At 41.1% G+C, this 12,184-nt stretch carries 11 protein-coding genes; 3 read left to right on the forward strand and 8 right to left on the reverse strand.

Annotation, left to right across the window (positions count from 1 at the left end; all coding sequences use genetic code 11):
* Positions 1–190 precede the first annotated feature (190 nt).
* Complete coding sequence (locus tag BCU84_RS18695) at positions 191–4,657, forward strand: EAL domain-containing protein (RefSeq protein ID WP_102529580.1); 4,467 nt, start codon at positions 191–193, stop codon at positions 4,655–4,657.
* Positions 4,658–4,835: 178 nt separating this feature from the next.
* On the opposite strand, the gene BCU84_RS18700 is transcribed toward BCU84_RS18695, so the two are convergent.
* Positions 4,836–5,921: a branched-chain amino acid aminotransferase gene (locus BCU84_RS18700; protein WP_102529566.1), complete on the reverse strand. Its 1,086-nt coding sequence runs from the start codon at positions 5,919–5,921 to the stop codon at positions 4,836–4,838.
* Positions 5,922–5,932: 11 nt separating this feature from the next.
* Here BCU84_RS18700 and BCU84_RS20630 point away from each other — a divergent pair, with 11 nt between their 5' ends.
* Together BCU84_RS20630 and zapB are read left to right on the forward strand one after the other, a co-directional pair.
* Positions 5,933–6,226 (forward strand): hypothetical protein, encoded by a 294-nt coding sequence (locus tag BCU84_RS20630; protein WP_133146662.1) that lies wholly within the window; start codon positions 5,933–5,935, stop codon positions 6,224–6,226.
* Between the two features lie 55 nt (positions 6,227–6,281).
* On the forward strand, positions 6,282–6,482 hold the full coding sequence (gene zapB, locus BCU84_RS18705) for a cell division protein ZapB (protein ID WP_102529567.1): 201 nt from the start codon (positions 6,282–6,284) through the stop codon (positions 6,480–6,482).
* On the opposite strand, the gene BCU84_RS18710 is transcribed toward zapB, so the two are convergent.
* The 7 genes from BCU84_RS18710 to BCU84_RS20875 form a co-directional block, all read right to left on the reverse strand.
* Positions 6,479–6,691, reverse strand: a complete 213-nt coding sequence (locus BCU84_RS18710) for a DUF1107 family protein (RefSeq protein WP_102529568.1) — start codon at positions 6,689–6,691, stop codon at positions 6,479–6,481. The two genes, zapB and BCU84_RS18710, sit on opposite strands and share 4 nt — an antisense overlap.
* Positions 6,692–7,088: 397 nt before the next feature.
* Entirely contained in the window at positions 7,089–7,703 is a 615-nt protein-coding gene (locus tag BCU84_RS18715; RefSeq protein WP_102529569.1) for a thiol:disulfide interchange protein DsbA/DsbL, read from the reverse strand.
* A gap of 207 nt (positions 7,704–7,910) precedes the next feature.
* Positions 7,911–8,951 (reverse strand): serine/threonine protein kinase, encoded by a 1,041-nt coding sequence (locus tag BCU84_RS18720; protein ID WP_102529570.1) that lies wholly within the window; start codon positions 8,949–8,951, stop codon positions 7,911–7,913.
* Positions 8,948–9,343 carry a DUF3630 family protein gene (locus BCU84_RS18725; RefSeq protein WP_102529571.1) on the reverse strand — a complete coding sequence of 132 codons (396 nt, stop codon included), beginning with the start codon at positions 9,341–9,343 and terminating at the stop codon, positions 8,948–8,950. The genes BCU84_RS18720 and BCU84_RS18725 overlap by 4 nt, the downstream gene beginning before the upstream one ends.
* Before the next feature lie 132 nt (positions 9,344–9,475).
* Positions 9,476–11,005 carry a protein adenylyltransferase SelO gene (locus tag BCU84_RS18730; RefSeq protein WP_102529572.1) on the reverse strand — a complete coding sequence of 510 codons (1,530 nt, stop codon included), beginning with the start codon at positions 11,003–11,005 and terminating at the stop codon, positions 9,476–9,478.
* 21 nt (positions 11,006–11,026) lie between these two features.
* Positions 11,027–11,365, reverse strand: coding sequence for a hypothetical protein (locus BCU84_RS18735; protein WP_102529573.1), 339 nt, complete (start codon positions 11,363–11,365; stop codon positions 11,027–11,029).
* 223 nt (positions 11,366–11,588) lie between these two features.
* A partial coding sequence (locus BCU84_RS20875) for a hypothetical protein (protein WP_102529574.1) occupies positions 11,589–12,184 on the reverse strand: 596 nt, incomplete at its 5' end.

Consider the following 12,184-nt stretch of genomic DNA (forward strand, 5'->3'; position numbering starts at 1 on the left):
ATTGACTTGATAATGATCCATTTTGCGACTGCCTTACTATCATTGTTAAAAGAGTTTGCCAAAACTAACAAAATGCAGCCCAGCATGATGCTTTATCAATGCTCATACCCATAACAATAGGTGCAGATTGAATTTACCTTTATCCAAAACATTGAGAGCATGCTTGTTCATTTGGGTTTTATTTACCTCAATGTCGGCTTCCGTTTTTGCCTTCACTCCCCAGAACGATAACCACTTACTGTCTTTTGAACAGTTTGAAGCCTCTAATGAGTTGAACCAAAATTCAGTCACAAAATTATTCATGGATAAAGCCGGCATGCTGTGGGTGGGTACCCAAGATGGTCTGCACAGTTACAACGGCATTCAATTTGATGTTTTTCTGAATGACAGCAACAACCCGAATAGTATCGTAGGAAATTACATCACAGATATACTGCAGTCCGCTGATGATAATTTATGGGTTGCTACCTACTCCCAAGGGCTAAGCCGTTTAGACCTTACAACAGGCCAATTTACCAATTATGGTGTCGAACAGGGCTTAGCGGATTTACGGGTGTCAAAAATCACCCTTATTGGTGACTATTTATGGATCGGTACTAAAACGGGTTTATACACTTTATCGCTAAAATCCAACAAAATAACCAGAATAAGCCTCAGTAATAATGTGGAACCGCACATTACCAGTGTCGCAAATGTTGATGATAAATACATTTTCGTTGGCACAGAAAAAAGCGGCACTTTTGCTATTGATAGCAACACCATTATTCGACTCGATATCCCGTCTGAATTAAGAGTAAACAGTATTCAGAATAACAAACTTGATGGCTCAGTTTGGTTAGCCATTGAGAACAAACTTATCCGATACGATTTAGAGACCCATGCTAAAACAACAATCTGGGTTAATGAACAGCCGACAATATTTAATGAAATAAAAGATTTCGTCATTAGTAGCAGTAGCCAAGTTTGGGCAATTGGGGCTAATTCTGGCTTAACTCAACTGGATTACATCGATAATCAATGGCGCAGTAGAGTCCATAAATATGACCCTAACAGCCGTAAATCCATTAGTGAGAATAACTTGCAGAGCATCATGCTCGCCCATGATGGTACTCTGTGGCTCGGCACGCGTTATTCAGGCATTAACAAGCTCAACCTGAATCAAATCTATTTCAATCATATATACGAAATGCATCCGTCAAAGCCGAAAATGGCCAATATGATCCGTGCTATTTTTCGAGATAAACAACAACGCTTATGGATAGGAACTGAAAGCGCTGGCCTTAAGAGCTTTGATGAACAACAAGGCCAATTTTATTACTACAATGATTTGTTTGCTAAAGCGCTCAACCTTAATGAAAATGAGCTAAGCCTAACTGTTCATGCTATCACCCAAACTCAAGATGGTAATTTATGGTTTGGCACTAGCCATGGCTTAGCAAGATTAAGCACTGACCAGCAATTAACCTTTCTCCCAGCATTTGACCATTTAATACCAAATACTCTACATATCCGTAGTTTAGCCTTAGATGACCAGCAACGCCTGTGGATAGGTAGTAACAACGGCTTGTATTTCGTTTTACCGGGTGAAGGTGTATTACATCAGTATCAGTTTGATTTCCAACCTGACTACTCTCCGAATAAACAAACGATTCTGTCACTTAAATATCATAATGACAGCTTATGGATAGGCACCATGGCGGGCTTAGTGCGCTTAAAGCCAGACCAACAGCAATTGACTTTAAAAATGCGTCAACCCGCAGATGACACCACCTTAAGTGATAACAGAATTAGAGATTTTATTGTCACCAGTGATGATCAATTTCTGATGGCGACTCACAGCGGCGTCGATAAAATTATCGAAACAGCAGATGGCTCTATCCATTTCCAAGCCCTAAATGAACAAATAAAACAGCATACGATTTATGCCATTCTTGAAGATGACAATCACGACTTATGGCTTAGTACAAATTCAGGGCTGATCCGCCTAGCAGGCCATGACTTAACCACTTTTAATGAATTTGATGGCGTACAGGCCAATGAGTTTAACGGTGGTGTTAAATTTAAAGATCCTGATGGAGAATTATGGTTTGGCGGCATTAACGGCCTAAACCAGTTCATGCCAGAAAATGTGCCAGCCATTAGGCCAGATACCAAGTTAGCACTCACCAGTTATAGCTTTGGTGAAGAACGTCATCAATTATATGATCTCATGTCTCCCCCAGAGCTATTAATGCCGTATGAGGACAAAATCATTCGATTTGATGTCAGTGCATTAGAATTTAATTACCCTGGATTCCACCAGTTTAGCTATAAACTGCTTGGTCAAAATGATGACTGGGTCGATTTGCATCAAACCAATGAGATTGCCTTTTCCAATCTTTCACCTAAAGATTATGAGCTATTAGTTCGTTTTACGTTAACAGACAACAACTATCAACAAACCCCATTAAGCATTAAGTTTACTGTTGTTCCACCTTTATATCTCAGTAAAGGCGCCTACGTCATCTATGGTATTGCCATCATGTTGATATTGACCTTTATCGTTTACTTAAAACAACTCAAACGTGAAAAGCAACGTGAGTTTGAAATGAGTATTCGCGCCTCTGAAGAGCGACTTAAACTCGCACTTTGGGCTTCAGGCGATGGCATGTGGGATTGGAACATTCGCGAAAATAAAGTCTATCGCACCGATATGGTTCCGCCATTAATGCTAGGCGACGAAACCCAGGCATTGATTAATAACATCCATCCAGAAGATAAAGTCAGAGTCGCCAAAATTCTCAATCAGCATTTAGACGGCGAAATTGAGTTTTTTGAAGCAGAATACCGAGTCGAAAAACAACCTGGAAAATGGGTTTGGTTGATTGATCGCGGAAAAGTCGTTGAGTGGGACCAACAAGAACGTCCAGTCAGAATGGCCGGTACCCATAAAGATATCACGGTCAGAAAAGAAACCGAGAACGAGCTTAAACTGTCTACTCAAGTACTGCACAGTATGAATGAGGCGGTAGTCGTCGGTGAACTAGATTATCGAGTTCGTACAGTCAATCCTGCGTTTAGCCGTATCACAGGCTTTGATCATGACGCCATTGCAGGTAAACACTTTTTGTATTTGGCTCATGGCAAACGTTCTAGAGAATTTTACCATAATGTTGAATTACAACTGCTGCGCAAAAAGCACTGGGCCGGTGAAATTAACATCCGCACCAAAGATAAAAAAGGCATTCTCGCTTGGCTTGAAATCAACCAAGTCATCGATAATAAAGGGGAAACCAGTCACTTTGTAGCTGTGTTCACCGATATAACATCGCGTAAAAAAGCCGAAGAAGATCTACGAATTTTAGCTAACTTTGATCCGTTAACGGGTTTACCAAACCGAACCCTATTCCAGGACAGATTAAATCAAGCAATCACCAAAGCACATCGTTCTAAGTCGATTGTGGCGCTGCTATTCCTTGATTTAGACCGCTTTAAACATATCAATGACTCTATGGGTCATCACGTGGGTGATTTACTATTAAAAGCCGTGGCATCAAGACTACAGAACGCCATTCGCGATGGTGATACTGTAGCCCGTTTAGGTGGTGATGAATTTACCATTATTCTTGAAGGTGTCGCCAAACTCAAAGCTGCCACCATCATTGCAGAAAAAGTACTTAATGCCTTTAAAGCACCCTTTTTATTGGATGGTAAAAACATGACTGTGTCTCCATCGATTGGGATTAGCCTGTTCCCCAATGATGCAGATGACAGCACCTCGTTAATTAAGTATGCCGATACTGCCATGTATCACGCTAAATCTTTGGGGCGTAATAACTTCCAATTCTACACCGAAGAGTTAAACCAATACGCAACGCGCCACGTTGAACTCGAAGCAGGACTTAAAGAAGCGATTCAAAATAATGAGCTTTATTTAGTCTATCAACCTAAATACGATATCAAGACCAAGCGCATTTTAGGTGTCGAAGCTCTACTGCGCTGGAATAGTCCGACTCTAGGCTTTATCTCACCTGTGGAGTTTATACCGCTTGCAGAAGAAACAGGGATGATTAATGCCATTGGTCACTGGGCAATTGATGAAGCATGTAACCAGCTAGCTAGTTGGCATCAATTAGGTTTCGACGATATTTCGGTTGCGGTGAACTTATCAGCAAGGCAGCTTAAAGCCGATATTATTTCAACCATTGAAGTGGCATTGGCGGTATCTGGCCTACCAGCAAGTGCCCTAGAACTTGAGCTAACAGAGTCGATGATTATGGGTAATCCACAAGATTCTGTGAAAGTATTATCACAGCTAAAAGCCTTGGGGCTTACTATTGCCATTGATGATTTTGGTACTGGCTATTCAAGCTTAAGTTATTTAAAACGTTTCCCTATCGATACCCTTAAAGTCGATAGAGAATTCGTTCGTGATATTATTGAAGATCCCGATGATGCCGCAATTACCAGCGCAATCATTACCCTCGCCCACAGTTTAGAGCTTAATGTTGTCGCTGAAGGTGTTGAAACTCAAGAGCAGCTCGACTTCTTAAAATATGAAGGCTGCGATCAAGTGCAGGGTTTCCTATTAAGTAAGCCGCTAACAGCTGATGATTGCTTAGAGAAATTAAAGCAAGATAAGCTTGAAAAAAGTACGGATATCGTCAGCGAGCAATAAGCCATAATGAGATAAGAATTCATTAGTGCCTATTGCCATCATTCGTCTTTGAATACGCACAATAAAAAACGACCTCCTAAATAACGTTATCAATATAACGTAAGGAGGTCGCATTTTTGTTAAGCCAAGAGCTAGCTATTCGCGACTCAAGTTCTGCTAATAATGACCTTGTAACTAATTATGGTGCAACACGCTCAACGCGTTTAACCCAACCTTCAGGGCCTTCAAGTTGGCCATTTTGTAACTCAGTGAAAATTTGGTAAATACGTTTAATACTCGGGCCCACTTCGCCGTCACCAACAGTAACAACACGGCCATCTTCAAAGATATATGATCCTACAGGCGATACTACCGCTGCGGTGCCAAAGCCGCCAGCTTCAACAATTTCACCCGCTTCAATATCGGCGATGAACTTATCAAGCATGATCGTTTCTTGGCGAACTTCACAACCTAAGATATGCCCAAGTTCAAGCATTGATTGAGACGTAATAGACTTAAGGATCGTGTCGGTGAAGGTTGGAATAACAACCGTACCGTCTTTTAACACATGGAAATGGTTCATCGCGCCCACTTCTTCAATCTGCTGGTTGTTAGCGTCAAGGTATAACACCTGCGCTGCACCATACTCGGCTGCCGCTTGGCCTGCACGTAAAGACGCTGCGTAGTTACCTGCGGCTTTAGATGCGCCAGTACCACCAGAAACCGCGCGATGGAATTTTTTACTGATAAGCAAACGAATCGCTTTGCTCACGCCATCGGCATAATAAGCACCACTTGGGCTTAAAATGACACAGAAGGTGAAACTCAAGCTAGGGCTAACCGACAATCTATCTTCTGTTGCAAAAATAAATGGACGAATATATAAACATGCACCGTCTTGCATCGGGAACCATAAACGGTCCACATCGATTAATGCATTAATTGCTTCAAGTTGTTTATCTTCATCAAGGTTAGGAATACATAAGATGTCTGCAGAGGTGTTTAAGCGTTCGGCATTTTTATTTAATCTAAAAGTATAGATTTCACCATCATCATGCATAAAGGCTTTGGCGCCTTCAAAAATTGATTGTCCGTAATGCAGTGAAATTGCACCTGGGGCAATTTCAAAAGGAGCATACGGTTCGATGCGAGGGTCGCACCATTGGCCATCTCGATAGTCCATTAAAAACATATGATCAGTTCTGAGATTACCAAAGCCAACATTACCTTCAGGTTGAAATTGCTCAGTACGGCGTGACGATTTTAAATTATATTTGATGTCCATTTGATACCACCTTGAAAACAGAGATTGCAGACTATGAATCATCAGTTGCAATGTCAAGCAAATGGACAATGTGGAGTAAATTTAACCGTCAATTGAAGTGCACAATAATCAATATCGTATTAAAGACAGGGAATAAATTGAATAACGCTAAAAAGGTTTCCCTGAAAAATCCCCCAACAAAAGTAAATTGTTGCAGTCTGAATACAAAAAACAGGGCAAATAAACCAGTGGATGATAAAAGCTTAGAAAATAGTAGTAAAAGTGGTACTTTTTTTAACCACTTAACAGATTTGTCTATTCCTTAAACCCCAGTCACTGCTAGAATCAGCATTCCATCCAGAAACTATTAGGACTCCCGATATGAGCCTTGAATTATTGTCCCAACTGGAAGCCAAAATCCAGGCTACTCTTGAAAATGCTGAGCTACTAAAAATGGAGCTTGAAGAAGAGAAGCAAAAGAATGTTCAGTTGACTGAGTCTAATCAACAACTGCAACAAGACCTAAACTCATGGAACGACAAAGTAAACGGTCTTGTTGGTTTGCTTAACAGCGAAAGCTAAACGGCACTTGCTTCATGGTGCTGAGCTGCAAGTAGCTCATTAAGTTCTGAAACAGCCTGCTTCACTTTTGGCAGGCTTTTTTTCGGCATCACAAAACGGCCACGATTAAATTCAATACAACCTAAATCTTTAACCCAAATCACTCCTGTCACAAAAATTCTAGCGTGTTTTACAATGAGCTTTGGTGCATAAACCGGGAAACGTCTCATGAGAACTCCTAAGCTTGGTTGTTATCTTTATTGGCTTATATTGGACAGTATAAAGCCCTTCAGAGTTTCATTAAATTAAACATTTTTTATCTAAATTTCTATGAAATAACCCACACTATTTCCATTAAATCATCGACATTTAAAAACAACACAAAAATGACGCTTGCCATTTTTTTGACGCTTTGATAGAGTAACCACGTTACTCAGGGTAAATAAAGAGCCAATTGGCTCATCACCGTATCGTTTTAAAATCCTATTTTTAAAACCTACGGTTTTTTTTTGCTTTTTTTCAGCACATTACACACTCTTCATGAATAATGCCTCAATAAAAAAGGAGCCGTTATAGGCTCCTTTCGTTAGCTGGTTATCGACGATTAACGCGCCAATAAAATACCGACTACTTATCTTTAGATGTTAAGTAGTAAGCAATCTCTAATAACTCATCGTAAGACTTGATTGAACCCGTCTCAACACGGTATTTACCGTTAACGACTAACGCTGGTACACCTGATAATTTAGCATTCTCAGTGTCACGCTTCATTTTAGACATTTGTGCATTCACCATAAATGAATTTGCAGCCGCATCGAAATCTTTACCATCAACACCGTTGGCGATAAATAGCATACGGATGTCTTTTAGGCTGGTGAAACGTTGTTTGGTGTCATGAATCGCAACGAAAATGGCATGTTCAATTTTCTTTTCAACGTTTAACTGATGAGCAATAGCAAATGCACGTGACATTTCAGTACCCATTTCACGGCCAATAAACTCAACGTGCGCTTGGTTGAATGTCACACCTTCTGGCAAAGTAGATTCAATTTTTGGTACCACTGTTTTTGAAAAGTTATAACAGTGACCACAGAAGAATGAGAAAAACTCGGTGATTTCAGGCTTAGATGTTGCTGGGCCTTCGTTAATCACGGTGTAATGCACACCTTCTTTATAATCTGCAGCAGTTGCAGCCATTGGGGCTAAAAGTAGTGCTGCTGCCATTAATAGTGCTTTTTTCATTTTGCTTCCTTTAGTGTGCAATCTTTAAAATATATTGTTTACAATAAAATATTTAAAACTTGCCATCTGTTTTATGCCATTAGCGATATAGCCAATATGCATAGCTAAATTTATAATTTCTTAAACCGTATCATAATGTAGGTTATCTTCGTATCTCAAGACCTTATCAAGATCATTTGTAACAATCTACAATTGAATCTTAGAAGCCTAATATCCCATCAAACTCAAAGGGGCTTCATCTAACGCAGCTAACTGCTCTTTAAATGCCAGCGTTTGTTGTTCCCAGTATTTGATATCACCAAACCACGGAAAGTTCATTGGAAATGCAGGATCTTGCCATCTTTTAGTTAGCCAAGCGTTGTAATGCAGCATTCTTAAGGCTCGCAAAGGCTCAACGAGCTTAAGCTCACGTTGGTCAAAATCATAAAATTCCTGATAGCCTTCCAGTAACACATCTAACTGTAATAAGCGTTGCTGTCGGTCACCTGTCAGCATCATCCAAATATCTTGCACAGCAGGACCTTGGCGCGCATCATCTAAATCAACAAAACCTGGACCATCTGGGGTCCACAAAATATTACTGGCATGAAGATCCCCATGCAGACGAATCGTAGGAAACGAATGGGCTGAAATAATGCCCTTGGCTTTATCCAGTACTTGTTCAGCAACAGTAAAAAATTGTTGGCTAATCCCTTCTGAAACTTGTCCAGAATCTTGTAAAAAGGCCAGCGCATCATCTCCCAGTATTTTGCTTGAAAGTGGCTCTCTATATTGAAAAGGCTGCTTACTCGCATATTGATGAATCCGGCCAATAAAACGTCCGACAGATTCAAGTTGATCTAAATTATCGACTTCAAATGCACGGCCACCAATAGAAGGAAACAAAGTAAATTTATAACCTTGATAATGGTGCAATGTTTTGCCATTAATGATTGATGGCACAGCGATAGGGATATCTTCTGCAGCCAGCGCTAATGCATAATCATGTTCTTCTTGAATTTGCGCCTCACTCCAACGATGTGGACGATAGAACTTCACCACATAACGATTACCGCGATCACATCGAAACTGGTAAACACGGTTTTCGTAACTATTGAGCGCTAACAAACCGGTTTCAGGGAATACGCCAAGGCTTTCAATCGCATCAAGGATTAAATCAGGGGTAAGCGCCTGGTAATGAAACGATGCATCCTGCTGGTTTGGCGTGAGTATGACCTGCGGGACTGACTCTTCTATGCGATTACTCATAAATCGTTCTTTGCCTTATTTGATGCATCTTGTGCTGTACATATTGATGAATTCGGAGACGTTATCAGCGGCGCGAGCAAAGTCATTAGATACTCTAGCACTTCCAAATCAGCTTGGGTCTCTGTGGATATCCAACAAATATCACCGTAAAACTCATAGTTTAGCCATAGCTGACTACCTTCAAAATTTAGTAGCCATTGGTGGCGGTCTGCGCCCCATTGGCGCTCACGCACCTCACAATCTAACGCCAAAGCTAAAGGGTCAGCAAACGCCTCGAACCGTTCAAAATCAATATTGGCAGAGATCAAGATACTCAATGCTTCGTCATCTAATTGGGCATTTTTAATTGCCACTGAATTTGGCGCTTTTTTCTCAAATGAACCTGAGTTCATAATCTTCCTTAAGTGTGCTGGTAAACTGATTTATTGGGCTGATTTACATGCGCCCATTGGCGACTAATGACTATCAATGACCGTAACCATTATACAAATAACGATAACTAACTATTATACAAGTAATGATAATTAACTACTGCAAGACATGATTAAACCTTGTCCCCATTGCGGAGGTCGCTCAGCATAATGTTGTTTATCTGTATGCTCTGCATAAGGGGTTGTCAGTAATTGATGCAGCTCAACGAGCTTACTATTATCACCTTCTTCGACCGCCACAATGGCCTCTTGAGCTAAATAATTTCGTAAAATGTACTTTGGATTAACGCTATTTCGGTCTGTTTGCCATGCGGCTATCTCGACCATCTTGCCATTATTACCTGCAACAACGCGTTGTTGGTAATCTTTAAACCAAGTATCAAATTGAGGTCGGTCAATAATGTCATCAGCAATATTAGGATTATTACACCCAATATCTAGCTGACCAAGTGCACGAAAAGTATGGGTATAGTCCAACATATTATGTTGCATAACCGCGCAAAATCGGCCAATAAAGTCTAAATCAGCTTTATCTTGTGCTGCCTGTAACTCTGCTAATTTCGATGTACTTTTATCCACTGTGTTTGCAGCTAAATCACCGAGTCCAAGACCCATTTTAGCCCGCATCAGTAATAAATATTGCTGCACTAATTCCGCTTGATAAGTATTAAGCGCTGCAACGAGGTCATCGGATTCTATCACCGGGGTTAATGCTTGCGCCAAACGCTGCAGATTCCAAAGGCCAATACCAGGCTGCTGGCCAAAGGCATAACGCCCTTCCGGATCAGAATGGTTGCAAATAAAGTCTTCTTTAAAGGTGTCTAAAAAAGCAAACGGACCAAAGTCAAAACTGTCACCAAGAATCGACATATTGTCGGTATTCAGCACCCCATGAGCAAAACCAACGGCTTGCCAATGTCCAATTAACACCGCTGTATCTTTAACAACTTGAGTAAACCAGGCTTTGTAACCTTGATAGTCCTGAGATAAATGCGGGTAATGCAGAGCAATGGTAAAGTTAAGCAGTTTGATTAATTTATCCTTACCACCTTCATTGCTATGGCAAAAATACTCAAAATGACCAAATCGAATATGAGTTTTAGCTAATCTGACTGTAATCGCTGCGGTTTCTTGCGACTCTCGCCATACGGGTAAATCTGAACCGATAACGGCGAGTGCCCGAGTTGTCGGCACCGACAGCGCCGCCAATGCTTCTGAGGCTAAAAACTCTCGCACCGCCGAACGCATTACTGCTCTACCATCACCATGACGGGAGTATGGTGTTGGCCCTGCACCTTTTAGTGCAACATCCCAAGCAAGGCTATGTTCACCTGTTGGCTTGGTTGTGAATGCTTCTCCAAGAATAATTGAACGACCATCACCCAAACGAGGAGAATAGCCACCAAACTGATGACCACTATAAACCTGGGCATAATAACTGGCACCGGGCACGGCATGATTCGCTGATAACTGCATTAGCAGCTCATCATTAGGCTCTGATAACCCGATGAGTTTTGCTGCATCATCACTCCATGCTAACCAGTGTGGATTACTGATCGGCAAAGGGTAAACTTGCGAATAAAACCCTTCTAGTTGCTCAAAAAAATCTTGTTTAAACTGCATTAAGCCTTTCCCTAGGACAGCCTATTTACAGATAACGACATTATCGTCATTAACTTCACATAGCTGCTCACATTGATATCCTTTCTCGATGGCGACTGGAATCGCAGTCGCATTTTCAAGGGCGCTATTGTCCATTGCAACATAGCTTTTACCGCTTAGACGTAACATGCCGTCCCCTTTTAACTGACATTGTTCAAGGGTGTCATAATAACCAGCTATATAATCTGTGTTTATTGGATTTTGAGGCTTTTGGGCTTCGTCTGCATAATAAAATAGTGTCCATTCAGGTGTGCGTAAACACCCTGCCAGACTGACTAAACCCAAACAAAAAACTATCTTAATTAGTATCTTGGAATTCATAAAACCCTCTTTAGTCTTTCTTTAAATAAATATGCCATCCCGATTCAAATAACCACCATGATGTCATCATTACTCATGGGGGATTCAAATGCGCCCTATAATGGCAACATAGTCCGGTTTGTCTATACAAATCAGTATTTTTTGCCAATAAAAAAGCGAACCTGAGTCCGCTTTATAATCATCAACATGAATTTAATGAGTCATGTGTTAGTTAAGCATTGTATTAGTCACCTGCTTTAGATTTTGCTTTTTCAATACGGTTAATTCGACCTTCAAAGCCAGTGACAGTTCCGTCGCTTAATTGATAAGTCATTGCTTGCTGGCACACTACAATGGCTTTATCAAACTGTTTGGTGTCATTAAGCATAGTTGAAAGCTGCATAAAGCCTGGGCCTTTTTCATCAGCTGCAATCTTATTATCTTGCTGGTATTGCTCAAAAGTAGATAAATAAATATCTGTCAATTGCGCTCCGTACTGACAATATTCAGCTTGTTTACGCAATTTATAACTGTGGCCAATAATGTTCAATAAGCTCTGATGTTGGACTGCTGTATCAGCATTCACATCATGCTTCGCCACTAAACCAGTGAACACTTCACCAGCCCAAGCGCCTGTCGTAGGCAGAGCCAGATCATTTGTGGCTGGCTCTGGCTGCGCTTCGAGTGTAGGTTCTGCTTCTGCTGTGAAAGCTTCTGGCTCAGATATAGTTTCAGCTTCAACCTCAGCAGCTGGCTCCGCTTGAATAACGGGCGCGGCTTGAGTAACGGGAGCAGCTTCGGCAACGACCTCTTCGACTTTTGGCTCTGGCTCTGGCTCTG

This window comes from Shewanella sp. 10N.286.51.B7, assembly GCF_002873615.1.
GTDB lineage: Bacteria > Pseudomonadota > Gammaproteobacteria > Enterobacterales > Shewanellaceae > Shewanella > Shewanella electrodiphila.